Origin of the sequence: Mycobacterium sp. B14F4 (assembly GCF_039871645.1) — a bacterium.
Lineage (GTDB): Bacteria > Actinomycetota > Actinomycetes > Mycobacteriales > Mycobacteriaceae > Mycobacterium.
The window spans coordinates 326,661-350,810 of sequence record NZ_JBDPMF010000005.1 but is presented as its reverse complement, the minus strand read 5'-3'; the positions used below and the strand labels follow the sequence as shown (position 1 = coordinate 350,810).

General features: G+C 68.0%; 28 protein-coding genes. 12 read left to right on the top strand and 16 right to left on the bottom strand.

What is annotated here, in order from left to right; genetic code table 11:
• Nucleotides 1-9: 9 nt before the first annotated feature.
• Nucleotides 10-432: a superoxide dismutase, Ni gene (gene sodN / locus ABGB19_RS16690; protein WP_347687073.1), complete on the bottom strand. Its 423-nt coding sequence runs from the start codon at nucleotides 430-432 to the stop codon at nucleotides 10-12.
• Nucleotides 433-490: 58 nt separating this feature from the next.
• Between sodN and ABGB19_RS16685 the strand changes: the two genes are divergently transcribed.
• The 4 genes from ABGB19_RS16685 (at nucleotide 491) to ABGB19_RS16670 (ending at nucleotide 3,206) form a co-directional block, all read left to right on the top strand.
• Complete coding sequence (locus tag ABGB19_RS16685) at nucleotides 491-796, top strand: S26 family signal peptidase (RefSeq protein WP_347687221.1); 306 nt, start codon at nucleotides 491-493, stop codon at nucleotides 794-796.
• Between the two features lie 103 nt (nucleotides 797-899).
• Entirely contained in the window at nucleotides 900-1,433 is a 534-nt protein-coding gene (locus ABGB19_RS16680; RefSeq protein ID WP_347687072.1) for a peptidase, read from the top strand.
• Nucleotides 1,434-1,680: 247 nt separating this feature from the next.
• Nucleotides 1,681-2,367 (top strand): TMEM165/GDT1 family protein, encoded by a 687-nt coding sequence (locus tag ABGB19_RS16675; RefSeq protein ID WP_347687071.1) that lies wholly within the window; start codon nucleotides 1,681-1,683, stop codon nucleotides 2,365-2,367.
• A gap of 440 nt (nucleotides 2,368-2,807) precedes the next feature.
• Complete coding sequence (locus ABGB19_RS16670; protein ID WP_347687070.1) at nucleotides 2,808-3,206, top strand: helix-turn-helix transcriptional regulator; 399 nt, start codon at nucleotides 2,808-2,810, stop codon at nucleotides 3,204-3,206.
• A 63-nt stretch (nucleotides 3,207-3,269) separates the two neighbouring features.
• Here the strand turns inward: ABGB19_RS16670 and ABGB19_RS16665 are convergent, their stop codons facing one another.
• The 3 genes from ABGB19_RS16665 to ABGB19_RS16655 all read right to left on the bottom strand — a co-directional run bounded on the left by ABGB19_RS16665 (nucleotide 3,270) and on the right by ABGB19_RS16655 (nucleotide 6,044).
• A complete protein-coding gene (locus tag ABGB19_RS16665) occupies nucleotides 3,270-4,418 on the bottom strand; it encodes a hypothetical protein (protein WP_347687069.1) in 1,149 nt (382 codons plus the stop codon).
• Nucleotides 4,415-4,906 carry a DUF955 domain-containing protein gene (locus ABGB19_RS16660; RefSeq protein ID WP_347687068.1) on the bottom strand — a complete coding sequence of 164 codons (492 nt, stop codon included), beginning with the start codon at nucleotides 4,904-4,906 and terminating at the stop codon, nucleotides 4,415-4,417. The genes ABGB19_RS16665 and ABGB19_RS16660 overlap by 4 nt, the downstream gene beginning before the upstream one ends.
• Nucleotides 4,907-4,967: 61 nt before the next feature.
• Nucleotides 4,968-6,044, bottom strand: a complete 1,077-nt coding sequence (locus ABGB19_RS16655; protein WP_347687067.1) for a hypothetical protein — start codon at nucleotides 6,042-6,044, stop codon at nucleotides 4,968-4,970.
• Nucleotides 6,045-6,253: 209 nt separating this feature from the next.
• Between ABGB19_RS16655 and ABGB19_RS16650 the strand changes: the two genes are divergently transcribed.
• The 6 genes from ABGB19_RS16650 to rraA all read left to right on the top strand — a co-directional run bounded on the left by ABGB19_RS16650 (nucleotide 6,254) and on the right by rraA (nucleotide 10,239).
• Nucleotides 6,254-6,910, top strand: coding sequence for a DUF6474 family protein (locus ABGB19_RS16650; RefSeq protein WP_347687066.1), 657 nt, complete (start codon nucleotides 6,254-6,256; stop codon nucleotides 6,908-6,910).
• Nucleotides 6,911-6,955: 45 nt separating this feature from the next.
• A complete protein-coding gene (locus tag ABGB19_RS16645; protein WP_347687065.1) occupies nucleotides 6,956-7,441 on the top strand; it encodes a copper resistance CopC family protein in 486 nt (161 codons plus the stop codon).
• Nucleotides 7,438-8,361 (top strand): CopD family protein, encoded by a 924-nt coding sequence (locus ABGB19_RS16640; protein ID WP_347687064.1) that lies wholly within the window; start codon nucleotides 7,438-7,440, stop codon nucleotides 8,359-8,361. Before ABGB19_RS16645 ends, ABGB19_RS16640 begins: the two co-directional genes overlap by 4 nt.
• 83 nt (nucleotides 8,362-8,444) lie before the next feature.
• Nucleotides 8,445-8,948, top strand: a complete 504-nt coding sequence (locus tag ABGB19_RS16635; RefSeq protein WP_347687063.1) for a hypothetical protein — start codon at nucleotides 8,445-8,447, stop codon at nucleotides 8,946-8,948.
• A gap of 46 nt (nucleotides 8,949-8,994) precedes the next feature.
• Nucleotides 8,995-9,750, top strand: coding sequence for a MerR family transcriptional regulator (locus tag ABGB19_RS16630; RefSeq protein ID WP_347687062.1), 756 nt, complete (start codon nucleotides 8,995-8,997; stop codon nucleotides 9,748-9,750).
• A 9-nt stretch (nucleotides 9,751-9,759) separates the two neighbouring features.
• Nucleotides 9,760-10,239 carry a ribonuclease E activity regulator RraA gene (gene rraA / locus ABGB19_RS16625; protein ID WP_347687061.1) on the top strand — a complete coding sequence of 160 codons (480 nt, stop codon included), beginning with the start codon at nucleotides 9,760-9,762 and terminating at the stop codon, nucleotides 10,237-10,239.
• 14 nt (nucleotides 10,240-10,253) lie between these two features.
• On the opposite strand, the gene ABGB19_RS16620 is transcribed toward rraA, so the two are convergent.
• Nucleotides 10,254-11,729, bottom strand: a complete 1,476-nt coding sequence (locus ABGB19_RS16620) for an NAD(P)/FAD-dependent oxidoreductase (protein WP_347687060.1) — start codon at nucleotides 11,727-11,729, stop codon at nucleotides 10,254-10,256.
• Nucleotides 11,730-11,808: 79 nt separating this feature from the next.
• On the opposite strand from ABGB19_RS16620, the gene ABGB19_RS16615 reads away from it, so the two are divergent.
• A complete protein-coding gene (locus ABGB19_RS16615) occupies nucleotides 11,809-12,453 on the top strand; it encodes a TetR/AcrR family transcriptional regulator (protein WP_347687059.1) in 645 nt (214 codons plus the stop codon).
• Between the two features lie 20 nt (nucleotides 12,454-12,473).
• Complete coding sequence (gene dinB, locus ABGB19_RS16610; RefSeq protein ID WP_347687058.1) at nucleotides 12,474-13,682, top strand: DNA polymerase IV; 1,209 nt, start codon at nucleotides 12,474-12,476, stop codon at nucleotides 13,680-13,682.
• Here the strand turns inward: dinB and ABGB19_RS16605 are convergent.
• The 11 genes from ABGB19_RS16605 to ABGB19_RS16555 all read right to left on the bottom strand — a co-directional run bounded on the left by ABGB19_RS16605 (nucleotide 13,679) and on the right by ABGB19_RS16555 (nucleotide 24,033).
• Nucleotides 13,679-14,176 (bottom strand): hypothetical protein, encoded by a 498-nt coding sequence (locus ABGB19_RS16605; protein WP_347687057.1) that lies wholly within the window; start codon nucleotides 14,174-14,176, stop codon nucleotides 13,679-13,681. The two genes, dinB and ABGB19_RS16605, sit on opposite strands and share 4 nt — an antisense overlap.
• Nucleotides 14,177-14,265: 89 nt before the next feature.
• Entirely contained in the window at nucleotides 14,266-15,270 is a 1,005-nt protein-coding gene (locus tag ABGB19_RS16600; protein ID WP_347687056.1) for a PHP domain-containing protein, read from the bottom strand.
• 17 nt (nucleotides 15,271-15,287) lie between these two features.
• Entirely contained in the window at nucleotides 15,288-15,863 is a 576-nt protein-coding gene (locus tag ABGB19_RS16595; RefSeq protein WP_347687055.1) for a TIGR03086 family metal-binding protein, read from the bottom strand.
• A gap of 41 nt (nucleotides 15,864-15,904) precedes the next feature.
• The gene (locus ABGB19_RS16590; protein ID WP_347687054.1) at nucleotides 15,905-17,380 is read right to left on the bottom strand and encodes an NADH-quinone oxidoreductase subunit C; all 1,476 of its coding nucleotides are present in this window, start codon (nucleotides 17,378-17,380) and stop codon (nucleotides 15,905-15,907) included.
• Nucleotides 17,377-18,846 carry a proton-conducting transporter membrane subunit gene (locus ABGB19_RS16585; protein ID WP_347687053.1) on the bottom strand — a complete coding sequence of 490 codons (1,470 nt, stop codon included), beginning with the start codon at nucleotides 18,844-18,846 and terminating at the stop codon, nucleotides 17,377-17,379. Before ABGB19_RS16585 ends, ABGB19_RS16590 begins: the two co-directional genes overlap by 4 nt.
• Nucleotides 18,846-19,508 carry a hypothetical protein gene (locus ABGB19_RS16580; RefSeq protein ID WP_347687052.1) on the bottom strand — a complete coding sequence of 221 codons (663 nt, stop codon included), beginning with the start codon at nucleotides 19,506-19,508 and terminating at the stop codon, nucleotides 18,846-18,848. The genes ABGB19_RS16585 and ABGB19_RS16580 overlap by 1 nt, the downstream gene beginning before the upstream one ends.
• Nucleotides 19,505-20,461 (bottom strand): NADH-quinone oxidoreductase subunit H, encoded by a 957-nt coding sequence (locus tag ABGB19_RS16575; protein WP_347687051.1) that lies wholly within the window; start codon nucleotides 20,459-20,461, stop codon nucleotides 19,505-19,507. Before ABGB19_RS16575 ends, ABGB19_RS16580 begins: the two co-directional genes overlap by 4 nt.
• Nucleotides 20,461-22,365 (bottom strand): proton-conducting transporter membrane subunit, encoded by a 1,905-nt coding sequence (locus tag ABGB19_RS16570; RefSeq protein ID WP_347687220.1) that lies wholly within the window; start codon nucleotides 22,363-22,365, stop codon nucleotides 20,461-20,463. Before ABGB19_RS16570 ends, ABGB19_RS16575 begins: the two co-directional genes overlap by 1 nt.
• 65 nt (nucleotides 22,366-22,430) lie before the next feature.
• Nucleotides 22,431-22,910, bottom strand: a complete 480-nt coding sequence (locus tag ABGB19_RS16565) for an oxidoreductase (protein WP_347687050.1) — start codon at nucleotides 22,908-22,910, stop codon at nucleotides 22,431-22,433.
• Nucleotides 22,907-23,245 (bottom strand): lsr2/espR transcriptional regulator, encoded by a 339-nt coding sequence (locus ABGB19_RS16560; protein WP_347687219.1) that lies wholly within the window; start codon nucleotides 23,243-23,245, stop codon nucleotides 22,907-22,909. The genes ABGB19_RS16565 and ABGB19_RS16560 overlap by 4 nt, the downstream gene beginning before the upstream one ends.
• Nucleotides 23,246-23,340: 95 nt before the next feature.
• Nucleotides 23,341-24,033, bottom strand: coding sequence for a TrkA family potassium uptake protein (locus ABGB19_RS16555; RefSeq protein ID WP_347687218.1), 693 nt, complete (start codon nucleotides 24,031-24,033; stop codon nucleotides 23,341-23,343).
• Between the last annotated feature and the right edge of the window lie 117 nt (nucleotides 24,034-24,150).

Below are 24,150 nucleotides of genomic sequence, written 5' to 3'. Positions count from 1 at the left end.
CGCGGGGGTTCAGGCGGGCGGGTAGACGCCCATCTGCTTGCCCTTGTCGGTCTGCCAGAAGATGTCGGCGATCTCGTCGATGGTCTTGAGCAGCTTCTCGGCGACGGCGGCGTCAAGCGACTTCTTGACGTCGCCCGCCCCGTGCACACCATCCCAGAACAGCTGATGCAGATTCGGGAACTGCTCGAAGTGATCCTTGGTGAAGAAGTCGGCCCACAGCACCATCAGGTGATGCTTGACCTCTTCGGCCTGACGCTCCTTGATGATGATGGCGCGCGCCTTGAAGTGCTCGTCATCGGAGTCGTGGTACTTCTGGATCGTCTTCAGGCAGGAGAGCGCCTCGATCTTGGCCTGCGCGGGGTCGTAGACGCCGCAGTACAGATCGCAGTGGGCATGAGCTTCGGTGGCGTTGTTGAAAAGTCGATGCAGCATGGCTTTAACCTACCCTTCGACTGTGTCGGAAAACCATCCACTACGGCGATGGCCGCTGATGCGTTTCAAGGTGGTGGACGAGTCGATGCGACCGACTCTCGTCCCCGGCGACGGGCTGCTCGCGTTACGCGGTGGAAGTCCCCGGCGCGGACAACTCCGGGTGTTCCCCGATCCCAGACGATCGTCACGCTGGCTCGTCAAGCGAATCGGTGAGGTCCACGGGTCGGGCCGCAGCGCCATATTCGAAGCGCGGTCGGACAATCCGGGGGCGGCGGGAGCGGCGGACTCCCACGAGTTCGGTTGGGTGCCCGCCGCGGGCTCCTACCGCGTCGTGTGGACGGTGAAGGGCGAAATCGCCCGCTGACTCCCCGTGTCCGGCTTGCTAGCAGGTTTGACCTGCCTCATTCTGGTCAAATCGACTCATAGCCGTGTCGGGTAACCGAACACCGTAGGCGCGGAGGCGTGAGATGGAGATGAGCTCAGGTCGGGCGATCGAGATCGCCCCGTTCCATTCACGCGGATCGCTCAAGGGCTTCGTGATCTCCGGCCGCTGGCCCGACTCCACCAAGGAATGGGCGCAGCTCTTGATGGTCGCCGTGCGCGTCGCGTCACTGCCTGGATTGCTCTCCACCACAACGATTTTCGGAGCCCGTGAAGAACTCCCCGATGAGCCGGAACCCAATACCGTGGGCTTGGTCGTGGCTGAAGGTCCGGTAGTGGGTGAGTCGGCGGTGCCCCCTGGTTATTTCGCCGAGCACCAGCCCCCGGCCCTGCTCATGTTGCATCCGCCGTCGGAGACCACACCGTCGCTGCCGGAGTGCAACGGCGCCGCTTCCGGTTGCGTACTCCTACCCGGGCTGCCCCATCTGGGACTCGAACACCGCGCCGCCTGGGTGGAAGCCGAGGCGGACGGCACCGTGACGTCCATGGTCAGCCGGGTGGGCGTCGACCCCATCACCCACCCCGACACCGCCATCCTCGCCATGCTGCTTGCCGCATAACGGTTTTCGGCCACCCGAAACCGGCCCCGCGGTGGCCAGCCCGCGCATTGACGGCTATCGTCGAGGATGTCAGCGAAGGGGAGTAGCCCCCAATCGTCGTGTCGACATACTGGCGGCGCGCACCACGAGCAGCACGGTGACGCCAGCCCGGCCGGCGAACCGCACTCGACTGCGGTGGGCGAGACCTTCGACCGAAGCCTGACGGGTGAGCATTCGGCCCGTGGGCGACGCGTCGAAAGGTCATCGAATGCTCGCCGCCATTCTGGTCAGCCTCGCCGTGGTGTTCGTCGCCGAGCTGGGCGACAAGTCGCAGCTGATCACCATGACGTACTCGCTGCGGCATCGGTGGTGGGTGGTGCTCTCCGGTGTCGCCATCGCCTCGATGCTCGTCCACGGCCTATCGGTGGCCATCGGCCACTTCCTCGGGCTGACGCTGCCCGAACGCCCGATCGCCTTCGTCGCGGCGATCGCTTTCCTGCTGTTCGCGGTGTGGACCTGGCGCGAAGGCCGCGACGACGCTGAAGACAACATCCGGGTCGCCGAGCCGCGATTCGTCATCTTCGCGATCGTGTCCTCGTTCGTCCTCGCCGAACTCGGCGACAAGACCATGCTTGCCACTGTCACGCTCGCCAGCGACTACAACTGGGCCGGCGTCTGGATCGGCGCCACACTTGGCATGGTGCTGGCCGACGGAGTGGCCATCGCGGTGGGCCGGATGATGCACACGAGGCTGCCCGCGCGATTCCTGCACGGCCTGGCCAGCGTGCTGTTCCTGCTGTTCGGCCTGTGGCTGCTGTTCGACGGCGCCCTGGGGCTGCGGTGGGCCGCCGTCGCGATCACCGCCACGGCCGGCGTGGCCGCGCTGGCGGTCGTTGTGATGCGTGGTCGTGGAGCGGACACCGCCCCGGCGGCATCGTCGCCCCGGTCCAACTGACCATCTGCTGGCAATCGTCGCGGAGTTGCCACCTCGCTGCTCACCCGGCCCGGCGACGACGCCTTCCTGCGCAGGCGCCGACGTTTTCAGCTATTCGGTTCCGCGACGCTTAGTTGCGTAATAGCAAACACCGAAATTCTCTCCGACGCTCATGATCAACGTTGCCGGTGGGACCCAGCGTGATTACTGTGACGCCGGTGTCCAGAACTCTGGCAAAAGAAGTTCGACACCGCCGTTAGTATTTGCTTCGTCGCACCTTAAGGTGGAGCGATCGGCGCACGCAATGCACCTCGCGGTCACTACCTGCGAGCACCGACAACGGAAAAGGCGGGCTAACTTTTACGCGGTTTGCACTTGGTTGTGGCCTCAACACTCGCTACGATGATCAGCAAATACGCCGCCAATAGGTCCGCTCGTCAATGCATGTGGAGGTCTAATCGATGAGCACGACGTTCGCCGACCGTCTGAACCGCCTGTTCGACACGGTCTACCCGCCAGGACGCGGTCCGCACACGTCCGCTGAGGTGATCGCTGCACTGAAGGCGGAGGGCGTCACGATGTCCGCGCCGTACCTGTCGCAGCTTCGCTCAGGCAACCGCACCAACCCGTCTGCGGCGACCATGGCCGCCCTTGCCAACTTCTTCCGGATCAAGCCGGCGTACTTCACCGACGACGAGTACTACGAGAAGCTCGACAAGGAACTGACCTGGCTCGCGAACATGCGCGACGAGGGTGTGCGCCGTATTGCCGCACGCACGGTCGGCCTGTCCGCGGAGGCCCAGCAGGACATCGTTCAGAAGGTCGACGAGCTGCGTCGCCGCGAGCACCTGGACGATTAGCCCGCGGTGGCCTCCAACGCCGGCACCGGCGAAGCAAGGCCACGCTAACGAACCGAACGAGGATTAACCCGCCGCGTCACCGCGGCGGGTTAGTGCGCGGTACTGCTGGGCGATCTCGAGGATCCACTCCCGATCCGAGTAGGCACTGGGTTGGCGCAGCCAGCCCAGGCCGGGAAAGCTCGCCCGCATGACCTCCGGAGCGGCTTCACTCCCGGCATAGATCCACCGTGCGATCGCCTGCGCCTGTTCCTTCGGCGGAACCTGCGGAGACTCCAGCTCGGCATCGTCGTCCTCGGCGTCGGACACCGCGCCCGACGGATCGACCCGAAGCCGGCGTTTGTGGTCGGCGGCGGTGGCCTCCAGGAACAGGGCGTCGGAGATCAGCGACATCCGCTCGGCCACCCGGAACACCAGGGGGCCGCGGGGCCGCACCCCGATTCCGATGTCGGGATGCCTGCGGCCGAGTTCGGCCAGTATCGGCGCAATGATGCGCAGCTCGCGGCGGGCGCCGAACCAGTCCTCCACGCTGGGCAACAGCGAGCCGGTGGCGACCACCAGCATCGCGCAGCCCAGCAGCGTCGCCGCGGCGCCCACCCCGACCGGTCCGGTCGTGCCGACCGCCCGCAGCAGGAAAAACCCGGAAGCGGCGACGATGAGCACGATGCCGAGCGTGAAGACGAACAGGGCACGGCCGCGGCGGCTGCGATTGGAATACCGCAGGCCCGCCCACGACACCAAGGACAGCGCTAACAGCACGTACAACAGCGGCAGCAACCATGGCAAAGAACTGCCGCCAGAGTTGAGCGTCTGGCGCAGATACTCCTCGGGAGCCATCTCGGGTTGCTGACCGGCGGCGAAGAAGGTCACCAGGCTCACCACCGCGATGACGGCGGCAATCGCATATTGCGCCATCGCGATCTTGCGGATGGTGGCGGGTTTACGCACCGACGCGACGGTGGTGATCATGACGCAGCTGCCCGCCGCGCATGCGACGAGCGCCACCTGTGACAGCCCCATCGAGATGTTGGGCCACCGCAGCAGGGTGTCGAGCAGCAGCGTGAGCGGCTGCCAGTTCAGCGCGGCGACCAACCCCAGGCTGCCCAACGCAAGGATCATCGCGGTGCTCACCAGCGACTGCTTGTTGACCAGGGCCCATCCGATGCGCAGGCCGGTGGCCAATCCGAGCAGACCGGCGATCACCCAGACGATCAACCAAACGCCTCTCCGAGCCGGACCTGGACGATGGAGGCCCGATCGGAGGGCAGCCGGCCCAGCCGGTACAGCAGCAGGGCGGCGAAGTCCTCGGCCTCCTGCTCGGCGTCCTCACCGGCGGGGCCCATGCAGCCGGTCCGTTGGTTGAGCATGTAACCGATCAGGTCGAAGCTGGCGACTTCGGCGTTCTGACGGGCCGCATCCACGACCGGGATGCCCTCGTGGCCGAGCACGAGGTGACCGAGTTCGTGCGCCAGGGTCCGATCCCATGCGGGCAGGCCCTTCTGGATGAGGAACACGTCCCGGTCGGTGTACTGGCGCCACTGGCCACAGACCCCCGGCGGGAGATCGGCCATCTTCAGTTCGATGGAGCGGTTGCGGTCCTCGGCGACGGCATCGACGAGCCGGGTCAGTGACACCTCCCCATGCCGTGGAGCGAGATCGAGCACCGCACTAACGGCGCGGGTAACGCGGCGGCTGGCAGACATACAGCCCCCTTTCGACGAGTCCACTATGCGCTGTCCGCCCCTGTCGGCGGGCAGTTTCTCATCAGTTGACGAACCTTGCGACGGCGCCGGCGCGAACCGCGTGGCCCGCCTTTGCCTGGCGATAACCGAGGAGACCGCCGGCGCCGGTTAGTACCAGGATGCCCGTTAGCCCCGGCGCTGCCAAGGCGACCAGTTGCGACAGGCCCGCACTCCGCAAATAGTCGGTGTAGCCGGCCCGGTACGACGTCGCCTGCCCGGACGCATTGCTCAACGCGCCCGCCTGCGGAGGTTGCCGGCCCGCGGGCGGCTCCGCCTCGACCACGCGGGGTGCTCTGGGCAACGGTGCCGTCGCGCCGGCCGCGGACCCACCGGCGAGGCCGGCCGGGGGCGCGGCGATCACCGGCAACGTGATCGGACCCGTCAGCCCCGGCGCGGGCACGCCGGCCCCGGGCACCGCGTTCAGTGGTTCGGGCGGTTCGACGGGGTCGATCGGCGGACGCAGTCCCGGCGGGATCTGCATCTCCGGCGGCCGCAGGTCCGGCAGCCCCGCCGGCGGTTGGCCGGCGACGCCGCCACCGCCACCCGTCCCCGGTGCGTCGACGGGTGGGCGCGGTCGCGGCGTGGGCCATGGCCACCACGGCCACCACCCACCCGGCGCGCAGTCGTCGTCGCTCTTCTTCTCGCACTCGCCGAGCTGCGGCGCCGGCGTCTCGGTCAGCGGCGCCTCGGTCTCCGTCGGCTCCGGTGTCTCGGTAACCGTGGGGATGGGCTCGTCGTCCTCGCTGTCGGGGGTGTCGGCGGTGTCGGCGGTGTCGGCGTCATCGTGCTCGCTTCCGAAGTGCCCGTCGTCACCCTCGTCGTCGGGCGGCCCGCCGCCCCCGTCGCGTTTGTCGTCGCCGCGCGGATCGACCTTCGGCTCGCCGACAGTGCCGGTATCCGGCTTCTCCTCGGACCCCGCCGCGTCCTGGACGTCCCGCGCTGCGTCGGGCCCGGGAGGGTCGCCCTCCGTCTGGCCCGTCACCGCGTCGCCGCCGTCGAGGGCGGGATCGGCGAACGCGAGCGCCCCGCCCGCACCGCCGACCAGCAGCCCGGAGGCCACCAGACAGGTCGCCGTGGCGATACGCACCCGCGAAGCCACTTCGGTGCCACCCTTCGACGCATCACTGACGGGGCAATCAAAAGATCCGTCAATTCTCGCACAAACGGCCCTGACCACCGCGTGTCCTTCGCGGCTTCGCGCCGCCGGGACACACCCGCGGTCTGGAAACCCCGAACGATAGTGTTGTGTCGCGGTTCCAAGCACCCTCATGACATAGCAGCCGAAGAGAAGTCCGGGAGGCAGCCGGGATGGGCCTGTTCAAGCGACGCAAGACCCGCGCCACCCGCAGAGCCGAGGCCCGGGCGATCAAGGCGAAGGCCAAGCTCGAGGCCCGGTTGTCGGCCAAGAACGAACGCCGCCGGATCAACGCCGCGCACCGCGCCGAGACCAGGGCGCTCAAGGCCCAGCTGAGCGCACAGCGCGACAGCGACCGCACCGCGCTCAAGGTGGCCCAGACACAGCTGAAGGCCGCCCAGGAGGGCAAGCTGTTCTCCCCCACCAAGATTCGCCGGGTGATCACGGTGACGCGGCTGATCGCGCCGATCGCGGTGCCGGTGCTCTACCGCGGCGCCATCACCGCCCGCGGTTACGTCGACCAGCGCCGTGCGGACCGGCTGGGCGTTCCGCTCAGCCAGATCGGCCAGTTCTCCGGTCATGGCGCCCAGCTCTCGGCGCGCATCGCCGGCGCCGAACACTCGCTGCGCCTGGTCGCGGACAAGAAGCCCAAGGACGCCGAGACCAAGCAATTCGTCGCGGCGATCACCGAGCGCCTCGGCGACCTGTCCGCGGCGGTGACCGCGGCCGAGAACATGCCCACGACGCGCCGCCGGTCCGCCCATGCCGCGATCGAGCGACAACTCGACGGCATCGAGGCCGACCTGATGGCCCGGCTCGGCCTGGTCTGACCGACCTTGCGCGCCCTCAGGACCTCTGTCGCCGTGGCGTTGTTCATGATCGGACTTGCGGTGGCGGCGCTCACGGGGGCGGGTGCCGCGGGCGCGCACGCCACCCGCATCGCCAGCGATCCCGTCGAGAACGCGGAGCTGACCCGAGCCCCTGCCACGGTCAGCGCGACGTTCAGCGAGGCGATGCAACCACGGTTCGCGGCGATGACGGTCGTCGGGCCCGACGGGAAACTGTGGTCCACCGGCGAGCCACAGGTGCAGGGCGCGGTGATCAGCGTGGGCGTGCGACCACTGGGACCGTCGGGCACCTACACCGTGAACTACCGCGCGACGTCGGCCGACGGGCACGTCGTCACCGGTTCGTGGTCCTTCCGGCTGACCGTGACCGGCCCGGGCACACCGGTCCCCGCGCCGGTCACCCCGACCGAGGCGCCCGACGAAGACGACGGCGTTCCGGTGTGGCCGTTCTACGCCGGCGCGACCGTCGTGATCGCCGCGGGCGCGGTGTGGGCGGTGCGGCGCCGCACGTGACGCGTCGACGCGCGGTGGCCGCGGGGTCACTGCTCGCGGTGGCCGCCGCGGTCGCCGCGTGGGCGGTGGCCTACCCGCAGGCGGCGCTGACCCCGACGGTGGTTCGCACGGTCGCCGACTGCGCGGCCGTCCTCTGCCTCGGGCTGGCGGTGCTGCCGATACTCGACGACCCGCGTCACCGTGGCGAGGTGCTGAGCAGAGCGACCGCGCCGTTGACCGCCGCGGCGGCGCTCTGGGTACTGGCGGAGTTGGCCCGGTTGATCGTGGCGGCCGCGCAGACGGCGGCGGTGCCGCTGCCGGCCCTCGGGCTGCGGACCACCGTCGAGTTCGCGACCGCGACCGCACCGGGCCGGGCGGGGCTGATCTCCGTGGCGGTGGCCGCGGCGGTCGCTGCGGTGCTGCCGGCCCTGAGGCGGTCCGCCTCGACCAACGTCGTGGTGGCCGGTCTCGCCGTGGTCGGGGTGGTGACCCGTCAGCTCACCGGACACTTCGCCGACGACGCCGTCGGGGGCCTGGCGGTCACGATGCACACGCTGGCCGCGGCGCTGTGGTGCGGTGCGCTGGCGGCGATGGTTCTCACCGTCGAGCATCGCGGGCAGTGGGCGCGGATGCTGCCACGCTTCTCCCGGTTGTCGCTGTGGTGCGTGGCGGTCCTGCTGCTGGGCGGTCTGGTGGGCGCCGCGGTGCGCATGAGTGCGTTCGCCGAGTTGTGGACCTCCGGCTACGGCCGCGTTTTGGGGGCCAAGATCGCGATGACGGTGGTGCTGGTGGTGCTGGGATGGCGCAACCGCACGATGTGGTTGCCCGCGGCGAGAACCCATCGGACGTCGGTGGATGTGTCCGCAGCGCGCTCACGGGGCGAAACCGCGCTGATGACCGTCGCGCTGGCGCTGGCCGCAGGACTGGCCGTCACCGGTTGACGCCACACCCGACCTGGCATGATGGGTGCCGGTCCCCCGGCCCACGCCGGCGGAGAGACAAGACACTGCGAAGGAGCAGTCCGATGGCAGACCAGCAGGGCCGACCCGACGGGGAAGCGGACGGCGCGACACCGGCTGCCCAGTCGACGCCGCACTCGCCTGCCCCGGAGCCCGGCGCACCCGCCGCCGAACCGCCTCCGGCCAAGAAGGCTCCGGCCAAGGCGGCGAAGAAGCCTCCGGCCAAGGCCGCCGCGAAGAAGGCCGCCAAGGCGACGCCGGCCAAGAAAGCGGCGAAGAAGGCCGCGCCGGCCAAGAAGGCTCCGGCGAACAAGGCGCCCGCCCAAGAGGCGCCCCCCGTTGCCGAACCGGTGAAAGCCGCCGACGACAACCTCACCTCGGCCGCGAAAGTAGCTGCGGCGCAAGCCAAGTCAACGGTCGCCACCGCGAGCAACCCGGTGTCCGGTCCGGCACCGGTCCCGCTGATCGGCCCGCAGCCGTCCCGGCTGCCCGTGGCCGCGGCCATCGTGGCGGGCGTGCTGGCCATCCTGGTGGTGCTGTTGGTGCGCCGCTATTCCGCCGACGACTGACGAAACGGCTTGACCCTGACGCGGCGTCAGGGTCGATAGTGGCGCAATGGACGCCAACACCGTCGGCGCGGTAGCCACCCTCACGGGTGTCTCCGTGCGCACCCTGCACCACTACGACCACATCGGCCTGGTGGTGCCGAGCGTCCGGACCCCGGCGGGATACCGCGGCTACACCGACGCCGACATCGAGCGGCTGCACCTGGTGCTGGTGTACCGGTCCGTCGGGATACCACTCGAGGAGATCCGCACTCTGCTCGACGATGCGGACGCGGATGTGCTCGAACACCTTCGGCGACAGCACCGGCTGCTGCTGGAGCAGGCCGACCGGCTACAACACACGATCAAGGCAGTGGAGGAACTGATGAGTGCGCATCGCAGCGGGATTCAACTGACCGCGCAGGAACAGGTAGAGATCTTCGGCACGACCGCTTTCGGCGACGAGTATGCGACCGAGGCCGAGGAGCGGTGGGGCAACACCGACGCGTGGAAGCAGTCACAGCAGCGGGCCTCGAAGTTCGGCAAGCAGGACTGGATCGACATCAAGGCCGAGGGCGACGCGTTGCTACAGGCGCTGGCCGCGGCCAAGCGCAGCGGTGTCGCGCCGGGGTCGGCGGAGGCCGACGCGCTGGCCGAGCGGCACCGGGCGTCGATCGACCGGTTCTATGACGTCGACGACGCGATGCACGTCGGACTGGCCGAGATGTACCTGGCCGACGAACGCTTCACCCGGTACTACGACGACGCCGAGCCGGGCCTGGCGCAGTTCGTGCACGACATAATCGCGGCCAGGGCCGGTCGTTAGCATCGAGCGGTGAGCATCGAGCCCCGCCCCACCGCAGACCTGGTCGACGAGATCGGCCCCGACGTCCGCAGCTGCGACACCCAGTTCCGTCAGTTCGGTGGCCGCCCTGTGTTCGCGGGCCCGATCACCACGGTGAAGTGCTTCCAGGACAACGCCTTGCTGAAATCGGTTCTCGCCGAACCGGGTAACGGCGGCGTGCTGGTCATCGACGGCGACGCGTCGCTGCACTCCGCCTTGGTCGGCGATGTGATCGCCGGCCTCGGTGTCGACAACGGCTGGGTGGGCCTCGTCATCAACGGCGCGGTCCGGGACGCCGCTACACTGCGCACGCTCGACATCGGCATCAAGGCGCTCGGCACGAACCCGCGCAAGAGCAGCAAGACCGGCGATGGCGAGCGTGATGTCGTCGTCGAGTTCGGCGGCGTGGTGTTCGAGCCGGGCCACATCGCCTACAGCGACGACGACGGCATCGTCGTGGTCACCCCTTAGCGCGAGGAGGGTGACTAGGCCGAAGCCGTCACCGGGGCGCGGTGCTTGCTGAACTGCAGCGCCTCGTCGTCGACCTTGCCGTGCCGGATCAGTCGCAGATCGAGCAGATAGTTCTGCTTGAGCCGCCACGGCGCGATGTGTCCGGCCTTGGGCAGGTAGTCGAGTGCACGCAGGACGTACCCCGGGGTGAAGTCCATCAGCGGGCGCTCCTCGACGCGGTTGCCCGGATGCTGCGGCTCGACCGTGTCGTAACCCTTGGCGTCCATGTAGTTCAGCACGCGGCAGAAGAATTCCGACACCAGATCGGCCTTCAGCGTCCACGAGGCGTTGGTGTAGCCGATGGTGAACGTCATGTTCGGCATGTGCGTGAGCATCATGCCCTTGTAGGCCATGGTGTCGTTCAGGTCGATCGCCACGCCGTTGCGCATGATCTGCGCGCCGCCGAACAGCTGCAGGTTCAAACCCGTTGCAGTGACGATGATGTCGGCGGCCAGCTCCTCACCAGAGCTCAGCTTGATGCCGGTCTTAGTGAACCGCTCGATGGTGTCGGTGACGACGTCGGCCTTGCCGGACTTGATCGTCTTGAACAGGTCGCCGTTGGGAGCCAAACACAGGCGCTCGTCCCACGGGTTGTATTTCGGGCCGAAGTGCTTCTTGACGTCGTAGCCCTCAGGCAGGCGTCTCTCCGCCATCGTCATGAGTGCCTTGCGCATGAAGTCGGGGAAACGCCTGCTTATGCGGTACTGCGCCAGTTGGAAGAGCAGACTCTTCCACCGGTTCAAGACATACGCTGGCTTGGTGGGCAGCAGCTTGTTGGTCTGCACCGCGAACGGGTCGACCTGCGGTAGGGCGCCAATGTAGGTCGGCGAGCGCTGCAGCATCGTGACGTGTCCCGCGCCCGAATCGGCAAGTGCGGGAATCAGAGTCACGGCGGTGGCGCCGCTCCCGATCACCACGATCTTCTTGCCCTGGTAGTCGAGGTCCTCGGGCCAGTGCTGCGGGTGGATGATCGTGCCCTCGAAATCCTCGCGGCCCACGAACTGCGGGGTGTAGCCCTCGTCGTAGTTGTAGTAGCCGCTGGCGGCGAACAGGAAGGACGCCGTCATCTCGACTTCCTCACCGTCACGGTCGACGCGCAGGGTCCACCGGTTGTCGGCGTCGGACCAGTCGGCACTCAGGACGCGGTGGCTGTAGCGGATGTGCTTGTCGATGCCGTACTCGGCGACGGTCTCCTCGAGGTAGGCCATGATCGACGGCCCGTCGGCGATGGCCTTGTCCGCCGTCCACGGCTTGAACCGGAAGCCGAGGGTGAACATGTCGGAGTCCGACCGGATGCCGGGGTACTTGAAGAGGTCCCAGGTGCCGCCGAGATTCTCGCGGCGCTCAAGGATCGCGTAGCTCTTGCCGGGACAGCGGTCCTGCAGATGCCAGGCGGCGCTGATGCCGGAGATACCGGCTCCCACGATGACGACGTCGAGGTGTTCGCTCATGGTACCGGAGCGTATCAACGCCGTGTCGAGTCGGTCAACAGTGTGTTGAGAAACTCGACACGGTGTAAAGTATCGGACTGTGACCACTGTCAGCCAGGCCCGCGGACGCGGCCGTCGTTCCACCCGACCCTCGGGCGACGACCGCGAGCAGGCCATTCTCACCACGCTCGAGCAGCTGCTCGAGCGGCGGGCGCTGGCCGACATCTCGGTCGACGACCTGGCCAAGGGCGCCGGGATCTCGCGGCCGACCTTCTACTTCTACTTTCCGTCCAAGGACGCAGTTCTGCTCGCGTTGTTCGAGAAGGTGATCAATGAGGCCGACGCCAATGCCGACGCCGCGATGGGCGGCATGGACACCGCCGTCGACCCGCCCGGCGTCTGGAAGGCCATCAACGCCCTGTTCAGCACGTTCGGATCGCACCGGGCGGTGACGCTGGCGGGCGCCGACGCGCGGCCGACGAACACCGACGTGCGCGCGTTGTGGTCGCGGTTCATGCAGAAGTGGATCGACCACACCACCGCGTCCATCGAGACCGAGCGCTCCCGCGGCGCGGCCCCCGAGACCATTCCGGCCGAGGACCTGGCGACGTCGCTCAACCTGATGAACGAGCGCACCATGCTGGCGGCCTTCGCCGCCGAGCAGCCCGCCGTGTCGTCGGAGCAGCTCGTCGACACCCTGGCCCACATCTGGGTGACGAGCATCTACGGCAAGGGTCCGAACTAGTCGGTCCCCGATGCGAACATATGTTCGTGTCACGCGCCACCGCAGACATCCTGCACGCCGACCTCGACTCGTTCTACGCGTCTGTCGAGCAGCGTGATGACCCCTCGCTGCGCGGACGTCCGGTGATCGTCGGCGGCGGCGTGGTGCTGGCGGCGAGTTACGAGGCCAAGGCCTACGGGGTGCGCACCGCGATGGGCGGACGCCAGGCGCGCCAACTCTGCCCGCACGCGATCGTCGTGCCGCCACGGATGTCGGCCTATTCACAGGCCAGCGAGGCCGTGTTCGCGGTCTTCCACGACACCACCCCGATCGTCGAACCGCTCTCGGTCGACGAGGCGTTTCTCGACGTGTCTGGTCTGCGGCGGGTGTCGGGCACGCCCGTCGAGATCGCCGCCGGGCTGCGGGCGCAGGTCCGCGACCGCGTCGGCCTGCCGATCACCGTGGGCATTGCCCGGACGAAGTTCCTGGCGAAGGTCGCCAGTCAGGAGGCCAAGCCGGACGGCCTGCTGCTCGTGCCGCCCGACCGAGAACTCGCGTTCCTGCATCCACTGCCGGTGCGACGGTTGTGGGGCGTCGGCGCGAAGACGGCCGAGAAGCTGCACTCGTACGGTATCGACACGGTGTCCGACGTCGCCGAGTTGAGCGAGACCACGCTGGCCTCACTCGTCGGCGGTGCGATGGGTGGCCGGCTGTTCGCGTTGTCCCGCAACATCGATCGACGCCGGGTGGTGACGGGCGTGCGGCGACGCTCGGTCGGGGCGCAACGCGCGCTGGGCCGGGCGGGTACCACCATGTCGCCGCCGGAGATCGACGCCGTCGTCATCAACCTCGTCGACCGGATCACGCGTCGGATGCGCAAGGCCGGCCGTACCGGTCGCACCGTGGTGCTACGGCTGCGGTTCGACGACTTCGGCCGGGCCACGCGCTCTCACACGATGCCGCGGGCCACCGCGTCGACCGAGGCGATCCTGCAGGCCGCCCGCGATCTCGTCGATGCGGCCGCACCCCTGATCGCCGAGCGCGGCCTGACACTCGTCGGGTTCTCAGTGTCCAACATCGACCGCGACGGCGCCCAGCAGATGGAGTTGCCGTTCTCCGAACACCACGACACCACCTTGATCGACGCAGCGGTCGATCAGGTGCGATCGCGCTACGGCAACACGGCGCTCACCCGAGGGGTGCTGGTGAACCGTGACCCCGGACTCGAGATGCCGCATCTACCCGACTAGCGCCGGGGATCATTCGGCGGGGCCTTGCGCGGTTGCCCCTTCTTGGCGGCTGCCTTCTTCGCCGGCGCTTTCTTGGCCGCCGACTTCTTGATCGGAGCAGGAGGCGGATTGGCGGCCTCGGTCTTCACCGACTTGGCGGCCGCTTTCTTGGCGGCCGCTTTCTTGGCGGGCGCCTTCTTGGCCGGCGCCTTCGTGACGGCGGCCTTCTTGGCGGGTGCCTTCTTGGCGGGTGCCTTCTTCGCAGGTGCCTTCTTCGCGGGTGCCTTCTTCGCAGATGCCTTCTTCGCAGGTGCCTTCTTCGCAGGTGCCTTCTTCGCAGGTGCGGCTTTCTCCGCGAGTTCCTGCGCTTTCGGTGATTCGCCGAGGCCCACCTTCTCGGCCGCCTCCTCGGCTACACCGCGGACCCGTGCCACCAGTCGCCCGGTCGTCTCACCCGCGGCCGCGGCAAGTCCTGCCGCCAACGCCGCGGCTCTGTCACCGATCGTTCGTTTCACCACTGCCGACTCCATCACGTCGAGTTACGTCACCACTGTCGTGCAGGTGTACCCCGTTCGACGCGGTTAACCGTCGCTGTGTGAGGTGTTCAGGATGTGGTCCACTCCAACAGCTTGTCGGCGGGCCAGGTGTTGACGATCCGCTCGACGGGCACTTCGGCGTCCACTGCCCGCTGCGCGCCGTAACCGAGGAACTCCAACTGCCCGGGGGCATGCGAATCGGTGTCGATGGTGAACACACAACCGATCTCCAATGCCAGATTGAGTAACCGCGTTGGCGGATCGCGCCGTTCCGGGCGGGAGTTGATCTCGACCGCGGTGCCGTTGTCCCGGCAGGCGGTGAAGACCTTCTCCGCATCGAATTTCGATTCAGGGCGTATGCCACGGTTTCCGGTGACCAGTCGGCCCGTGCAGTGGCCGAGCACGTCGGTGTGCGGGTTGGCGACGGCCTTGAGCATGCGGCGCGTCATCGACGGCGCATCCATCGACAGCTTGGAATGCACGCTGGCGACGACGATGTCAAGGCGTTCGAGCAACTCCTCGTCCTGATCCAGCGAGCCGTCCTCGAGGATGTCGACTTCGATGCCGGTGAGGATCCGCATCGGCGCCGCGGCCTCACGAAGTTCGTCGATGACGTCGAGTTGTCTGCGCAGCCGATCGGCCGACAACCCGTTGGCGACCCGCAGCCGAGGCGAGTGATCGGTCAACGCGCAGTACTCGTGGCCCAATTCCCGTGCGGCGAGCATCATCTCCTCGATCGGCGCGGATCCGTCCGACCAGCTCGAATGCACGTGCAGGTCCCCCCGCAGCGCGGAGCGTACGTCACCACCGCCGAGATCCTCTGCACTGGAACGCAAGTCGATCAGCACATCGGGTTCCTTACCGGCCCATGCCTGCGCGATGACCTTTGCGGTCTTCGGACCGATGCCGGGCAGCGACTGCCAACTGTTGGCCGCACCGTGACGGTCCCGGTCGGCGTCGGACAGGGCCTCGACGACGTCGGCGGCATTGCGGTAGGCCATCACGCGGCGCGGATCTTCGCGTGCGCGGTCCTTGTAGTACGCGATCTGCCGAAGGGCAACGACGGGGTCCATGGTTTCAGTGTGCCCGCTCAGGGCGCACGCCATCCAGGGTCACGCCCGGTCAACGCGACGATCCGGTCGAGCACAGGGACATCATCGGCGACGCGCACCGCAGGCTCGAACAGTCCCTCGACGGGATCGGCTGCGGCAATTTGAGTGACGTGCGGCAACACAGCGGTCGCGGTACCGGGGTCGATGCCATACGACTGCCCGCTCGCACGAGCCACATCCCACCCGTGAACCACGACTTCGGTGAGGGCGATGATCCCGGCCACCTCGCCGGGGAAGTCAACGGCCCCTGCCCGCGTCATGCCCTCCCATGCCGACGGGTCGCCGAAGGCGCGAGCCAGTTCGGCGAGCCGTGCGGGATATGACTTGCGCCAGTCGTCGTCGAGCGGCTGCGCGCCCACCTTCGGCGGCGTATCGGTCAGCGGCCCGAAGTCTTTGCGCGCCGCCGCCGTGAAGGCCAGTGCCAAGCCGCCGACATGCGCGACCAATTCGGCGAGCCGCATCTTCTCGCACGGTGTCGGCGCTCTCAGCTGTTCATCGGTCACCTTCGCCAACACGTCGGCGGTGCGCTGGCAGGCCTGGGTCAACTCAATCATGCCGGTAATGACCGGCGGACCGGGCTGAACTCATCGACGGCTCAGAGGTCGTTTCCCGCGTAGGACAGATTGAAGCTCTTGTTGGTCAGCGGAAAGTCCGGAACGATCGTGTCGGACATCGCGACCGGCAGCGCCGGCCAATTGAACCACGACGGGTCGACGATCTTGGCCCGCGTGAAGTTCCCGCCGTGATCCACCTCGACGCGGTGCACGATGGTGCCGCGCCAACCCTCGACGATGCCGACGCCACTGGACGCTCCGACGCGGTGATCGAACTGTGCGCGATATTCGATCGGTGTGCTGTGCGATTCGATGAGCACGCACGCCAGCTCGACGGATGCGGCGAACTCGTCGCGACGGACTGTGTAGCGAGCGAGCACATCTCCGTCGGTGGCGCCGACCTCGATCACGGGCAGTTCGGTCGTCGGGTGATCGATCCTGGCGTCGGTACGCAGCCCACTCGCCCGGGCGGGATAGCCCAGGCACCCCAGTGCGTGCGCGTCGTCGTAGGAAAGCACCGAAGTGCCCGCGAACCGGTCGTAGACGATGCCGTTTCGCAACGTGAGGTCGGCCAGCTCGGCTAGGTCCGCGGCGACCTCGCGCAGGATCGCCGGGTCGGGCAGCGTCCGCAGCGCTACCCCGCCGGGGTGGATCGCGCCCCTCAGCAGCCGGTGGCCGGTCACCTCGGCGTTCAGGCGCAACAGGCTTTCCCGGATCCGCAGCGCATGTGCATTGGCGAGCCCGAAGCCGACGTCGTTGGCCAACGCGCCCAGGTCCGCGGCGTGGTTGTACAGGCGCTCGAGTTCGACGACCAGGGCCCGTAGCCGGTGCACGTCGTCGGGCAGCGTGACGCCGAGAGCGTGCTCGACCGCCAGCGCGTGGGCCAGCGCGTGACCCGCCGACGTGTCACCGCTGACCCGTTCGGCCAAGCCGATCCCCGATGTGGCGGGCCGGCCCTCGAACAGCTTCTCCAGTCCGCGGTGCACGAACCAGAGCCGTGCCTTGAGCCGCAGCACGGTTTCGCCGACGACGGAGAACCGAAAGTGACCCGGTTCGATCAACCCTGCGTGCACAGGACCCACCGGGATCTCGTACACACCGGCGCCCTCGACAGTGACGAACGGAAAATTGCCGGCGGGCTCGAATCCCGGAGCGGACCCCGCGTCTCGGCGCATGGGATGCCAGTCCTCCGGCCAGTGCGCGTGCCTTACCAGCCGACGAGGCCGGGGATGCCCGGCGGGCCGAATGCCGTAGAGATCCGCCATTTCCCGCTCGAATCGGCCGGCCGGAAAAGACAGGTAGGCCAGCGACGGGAGCACAGGATCACCAGGCGGCAGGGCGCATTCGATTTCGACCCGGCGATCGGGCTGAGCGGCCAGGAACAGATACACCACCCGCAGCGCGTCACCGTCGTCGTGGGCAGCCACCAACGCCAGTCGAAACCCAGACCCGAAGAGTTCTTCGGCCTTGTCCCCGAGCATGTCCCGGGATATGCGGTGCCGCACGTAGTCGCTCATCGCAGACCTCCGAGCAGATCCGCCGCGTCGGTGAACAAACCGGTGAGTGGGCCTGCCGTGACACCGAGCGCAACCGAGGCGGCCACACCCACCAGCAGGGCCGCCGCGACGGACCGGGGCACGACGATCGCGGGGGCACTTGCGGCTGCCGTACCGAACAACATCCGGCCCGAATTTCGCACCAACGCCGTGAATGCGATCGCCACTAGCAGCATCGCCGCGGCCAGCACCCAGTCCATATTGGCGTAGGCGAGGGAACGGGCGATGGCCAGTTCGCTGGCGAACATCGCGAACGGAGGCAGCCCGAGCAGCACGATCAGCCCGACCGCGAAGGAGCTGCCGACCAGGCGGGAACGCCGTACGACGCCGGTGATGTCGCCGATGGCGGTGGAGTCGTGGGCAACCTGCAGTTCGCCACCCGCCAGGAACAGCACGGTCTTTCCGACGCCGTGCGCCAGCACGTGCAACAGCAGGGCCGCGATCGCCAGCGACGTCCCGGCCGCGGCGGCGATCGCGATCAGACCCATGTTCTCCATCGAGGAGTACGCGAGCATGCGCTTGATGTCGCCGGTGACGGTCAACATCGACGCCGCGACGAGCAGAGTCGCCAGACCGAGGACGACCAATCCGTTGCGCAGGAACGACGGTCCCGTGGCGGCGTCGACGATCGGTTTGATGCGCAGCAGCACCGAGAATGCCACCGACAGCAGCACCCCGCTCATCAGCGCGGACACCGGTGCCGGGGCCTGACTGTGCGCGTCGGCCAGCCAGGTGTGGAACGGGAAGAGGCCTGCCTTGGCGCCGTATCCGATGAGCAGCAGACCGCCGGCCAGCCGGGTCACCCCCGGATCAAGGCCCGCGGCGTAAGCGGCGAGCACGTCGAGATTCAGTGCGTGCGCATCGGGTGCGCCCGCGTGCTGGGCGGCGAAGTACAAGAGCACGGTGCCCAGCAAGGCCAGCGCAATGCCGACCGAACAGATCATTACGTACTTCCACGTCGCCTCCAGTGCGGTGCGGGTGCGGCGGTGTCCCACCAGGAAAGCGGTGACGACAGTGGTGGCTTCGATCGCGACCCAGATGACACCGATGTTGTTGGCGCACACCGCCAACGCCATTGCCGCGATGAACCCCGGCGTCAACACCCCGTAGAGCCGGGCGCCGCCGGCGTCGGTGTGGTCGTGTGCGAGTTCGGCGCCGATGTAGCCGATGCCGGCCCACGTGGTCAGCATGGCAACCACGCCGATGACGATCAGCATGGTCACCGACAGTGCGTCGGCGCGCAGCAGACCACCCATTGCCACGTGCTGAGCGGACCCGACCCGCATGGCGAGCACGGCGCCGCACACCAGCACCGTGGCGGCCGAAGCGACCGACAACATGGCAGTCCAACGACGCCAGCCGACAAGGAGATTCACCAGCGCCGCAACGATCGGCACGACGATGGGGGCGAGAATCAGGGTGGTCATCAGTCCCGCAGCTCCTGCAGGTGATCGAGGTCCGCGCCGCCGAACGCCCTGCGCAAACGTCCGGTCAGGACTCCGATGATCAGCACGGCGAACAACACGTCCAGCGATGCACCGAGCTCGACAATCAACGGCACGCCGGCGGTCAGCAGAAACGCCGCCGCAGTAATCCCGTTGTCGAGCATCAGAAATCCCGCCGCCTGCGATACGGCGTGGCGCCGTGTCGTCATCACGAACAGCGCGATGAGAATCACCGCGAACGCTGCGGGGACCGCGTTGACGACGGCGTCCGACTCGAGGTTCACCAGAGGGCGGGTGATCGCGAACGCAACGACGGTCAGCACCCCGGTGATCAACAGCGAGGTGGCGGTGTTCACCAGTGGCGTCGCCTCCCGTTGCGCCTCCTGTTCGGCGGCCAGCGCCCGGGCGAGCAGCCACGGCAACAGCACGGCGCGCAGCACCAGCACCGCGCAGCCCACGACCACCAATTCGGCGTGACCGTCATGCAGTCCCCGCACGATCGGGATCGCGGCCAGAGTCACGCCTTGCCATGCCAACAGACGCACGATGGCGCGCAGGTCACAGCGCCACACGATGAGGATCGCCGCGAGAACGAGTCCGCCCGCGGCGAAGTCGATGAGAATCGCGAAGTTGGCGTCGGTCATGCCGGCCCCTGCACTGTGAAGAAGTTGGCCGCGGTCACCGCAAGCAGGGCGAGTAGGAACGAGCCGGCCAACAGCTCTGGTACCCGGAACAACCGCAGCTTGGCGATGAACACCTCGGCACTGGCCAGCAGAACCGCCAGCACGGCGACCTTCACGGCGACGGCGACAACTCCGATGACGACGGCGGTGGCCGTGGGAGCGGAACCGGCAATCCCCCACGGGAAGAACAGGTTCGCCAGCAACGCCAGCAGCACGGCGAGCCGCATCGCCGACGCCCATTCCACCAGCGCCAGTCGCGGACCGGCATATTCGAGAATCATCGCTTCGTGCACCATGGTCAGCTCGAGGTGGGTCGCGGGGTTGTCCACCGGCAGCCGACCCGTCTCAGCGATGATCACGATGACCAGCGCGACGAACGCCAGCACGCCCGCCAGGGATGCTACGTGGGCGGGGTGCTCCATCGTGTTGGCCACCAGCGCACCGAGATTCGCTGACCCGGCGGGGATCGACAGCGCGAAGACCGCGAGCAAGATCGTCGGCTCGACCAGAGCAGCGATGGTTATCTCGCGGCTGGCGCCCATTCCGCCGAACGAGGTGCCGGTGTCGATCCCCGCGAGCGTGAGCGCGACAGTGCCCATAAACAACAGCCCGACGACGGCGAACAGGTCGGCACTGAAATCGAGTGGTGACCCGGTCGCCACCACCGGTGCGATCGCGGCGATCATCAAGGTCGTACCGGCGAGCACGGCCGGGGCGGCGGAGAACACGACCGTGGTGCCGCGCGGTGTGATCTGTTGCTTGCCAAGCTGTTTACGTAGGTCCCGCCAGGGTTGCAGCATTCCGCCGCCGGCACGTCCCTCCCATCGCGCCCGCACCTGCCGCATCAGCCCGACCACCAGCGGTGCACCGATGGTGACCGTGGCGAGCTGGGCCGCGCCCGCGAGGTAGGACATCACGTCCACTGGGCCACCACCAGCACGATCAGCACGCCCGCTGCACCGTAGGCCAGGTAAAGGTGCACGCTGCCCGTGTGTGCTCGGCGCAGCAGGTTGGCCACGGCGGCCACAGCCCGCACCACCGGGGTGTACAGCCGTTCCTCGAGGGCATCGACCATCCGGCTGCGGTATCTCACTGCCTCGACCATGTACTGCGATTCGGCGAAGGGTGTGACCTCGATGTCCGTATCGGGACGCAGGACGTCGTCGAACACCCGCTGCAGGGGCTCGGCGAACGATGTCGCGGTGTACTGCATCCGGGGGGTCAGGTTGTCGGCGCCGCATGCCCACAGCGGCAGCTCCTCGGCGGGGGGACGGCGCCGCGATCGCCATCGGCTCAGCACCACTGCGGCCAGTACCGCGGTCACGAGCACGGCCGCGATCACGCCCGGCGCGATCGATCCTGGTACACCCGGCAGCCGAACTACAGCACCGAAATCGGCGAAGTCGACGGCCGCCGTGCCCGGCAGTGTGGAGAGCACCCGGCGCAGCGCGGGCGCCACCACCTGCGGAGTCACCGCGATCAGCAGGCAAGCGACGGCGGCAGCCGTCATCCCCGCAACCATGGTGCGAGAGGATTCCCTCGCCGCGTAAGCAGATTCGGATCGGGAGCGGGCCAAGAATCCGATGCCGAACGCCTTGACCATCGCCGCCACCCCCAGCCCTGCGGTCAGCGCGACCACCCCCACCGCCAGCGGCGCCGTCAACGACACCATCGTGTCGTTGCCCGGGGCGGCATGGATCAGCGACTGGACCAACAACCATTCGCTGACGAAGCCCGCGCCGAGCGGCAACCCAGACGCGCCGAGGGCGGCCACCCCGAACAGCGTCGTGGTGGCGGGCATTCGCCGGGCCAGCCCGCCGAGCCGATCGAGGTCGCTGCGCCCAGTGGCCGCCAGCACCGATCCCGCGGCCAGAAAACCCAGGCACTTGAACCCGGCGTGGCCGACGAGGTGTAGCGCCGCTGCCGCCATCGCGATGGTTGCGGGTGCCGACGCGCCGGTGTTCGCGAAGAGTGTCGCGGCGCCCAGCGCGAGGGTGATCAACCCCATGTTCTCCGTCGTCGAATAGGCGAGCAGGCGTTTGAGATTCGTCGCCACGGAAGCCTGCAGCACGCCGTACAGCGCCGACACCCCGCCGACCACGAGCAGCGCCAGCCCCCACCAGCGCGGGCCCGGGCCGAGCAACTGCAGATCGATGCGCACGATGCCGTAGATGCCGAGGTTGACCATCGCGGCGCTCATCAGAGCCGACACCGGGCTCGGCGCCTCCGGGTGAGCCCGCGGCAGCCACGCGTGCAGCGGCACCAGGCCCGCCTTCGAGCCGAACCCGGCAAGTGTCAACACGAAGACCAACGTCCGCACACCGTCGGGCACGTCGGTCAGGTCGGCGAAGCGGTCGGCGCCGCCCGCGGCCGACAACACCATGAGCCCGACCAGGATCGCGATGAAACCGAGTTGCGTCATCACCGCGTAAACCAGTGCCGCAGACCGCACGTCGGGCCGGGTGTGGTCGGCGAGCACGAGCACCAGCGACGAAATCGCCATCAGCTCCCAGGCCAATAGGAATGTCGTCACCGATGCGGCCGCGGGCACCAACAGCATGGCCGCGACCAACAACGGCAGCACCGCCGCGGGTGTCCGGCTCAGATGGCGGGCATAGCCGACTGCGTAGACACCGACCGGCACCGCTACCGCCCCGGTCAGCGCCATGAAGAACCCGCCGAGCGGATCCAGGTCCAACTGCACCCCGGACAGGGGCAACAACCAGCCGATGCTCACGGGCCGTGACTCGCCGAAGATGCCGACCAGGCCCAGCCACACCCCGACTGCGCCGATACCCGCGGTGGTCAGCCCCGCGATGGCACCGAAACGGTCGCGGGACAAAGCCTTTTGCTCAGCCTCCGAAGGGGCGGCAAGCGTGACGGTCACTTCCCGGTCACCGACCGCAGCGCGTTGACGATCTGGTCGGGGGAAGGTGGGCAACCCGGTATCTCGACGTCGACCTGCACCATGTCGCCGACCGCGCCGGCCACGCCGTAGGCGTCGGCGAATTCGCCTCGGTGCAGCGCGCAGTCGCCGCAGACGATCACGATCCTGGGCTGCGGTGTCGCCGCGACGGTGTTGCGCAGAGGCTCAGCCATGTTGTGAGTGACCACACCGGTGACCAGCAGTGCGTCCGCGTGCCGGGGAGAGGCGACCAGTCGCGCCCCGTACTGCTCGGCGTCATACACCGGACCGAAAGCACCGCCGATCTCCACCTCGCAGCCGTTGCACGAACCAGCGTCGACATGGCGGATCTGCAGCGAGCCCCGGACGCCGGCAGGGGGTTTCATCGCCACCTCGGGTGCGCCTTCGGCCCGCCGCACAACGCGGCCGACACGGCGTATCTTGCCGATCCAGCTCATGTCTCATCCCCGGCCCGAAGATCCGCCAGTACGGCAACACGGTCACTGAGCACCGTGGTCAGCACCTTGCGCGCCACCGCGAGCAGTTGGGCGATGTCCGACGAGGCAATCGAGTAGATGACGCTGTTGCCGTCCTTGCGGGCGGTCACCACCCCGGCGCGGCGCAGCACTCCCAATTGCTGCGAGAGGTTCGACGATTCCAGGCCGACCTCGGGTAGCAGTTCACCCACGGACCGGTCCCGCTCGGCCAGCAGCTCCAGGATCCGGACGCGGGCCGGATGGCCCAGGGTCTTGAAGAACTCGCCCTTGAGCTTGTACAGCGGCTGCGCCTCCACGGATCTCCTGAAGAATTGCTGTTTCTTTCGATCAATCAATTGAAAAGTTTATCAGATAGATGAGAACATCCAGAATTCGTATTCGCCCTGATCAGTCAGCGGGCGGGGCGAGCCCGGTCATCGAGGGGCCTGATGACGCCGTCGACGAGCGCGGCCACCTCGCCTTGCACGCCGCCCGTCAAGAACAGCATCTCGTCGCCCGCCTCCAGCACGTCGTCGGGCTGCGGCAGCACGATCCCGCTGTCGCGAATGATGATCGCCAGCGCGGTGTTCTGCAGCAGCGGCAGATCCCGCATCCGTTGGCCAACTAGCGAATCCCCCTCCGGCAGAGTCAATTTCGCCAAACTCACCTGACCCTGGCGCAGCTGCATCAACCGCACGACATGGCCGATGTCGATGGCTCCCTCGATCGCGGCGACCATCGCGCTCGGCGCCGACACCGCAACGTCGACACCCCACCCCTCGGTGAACAGCCACTCGTTGCGCAGGTCGTTGACCCTGGCCACCACCCGCGAGACTCCGAACTCCGTCTTCGCCAACAGCGACGCGGCAAGGTTGACCTTGTCGTCTCCGGTCGCGGCGATCACCACATCGCACATCTGCAGACCGGACTCCTCGAGCGCGGACAGCTCGCACGCGTCGGCCAGCAGCCACTCCGCGCGCGGCACCGTGCTCGGCTCGTAATGACGGACGTCGTGCTCGATGAGCAGGACCTTGTGTCCGTAGTCGAGCAGCTCCTGGGCGACCGAGCGGCCGACAGCTCCGGCTCCCGCGATGCCCACGCGCATCACCGGTCGATCGTCGGCGGGAGCCGGTGCCGCCGAAGACCTCTTCCTGCGCCGGAACACGCACCCATACTGACCCATGCGGACCACGTCGTGCGCGACTCTCGAGCAGGACCGCCG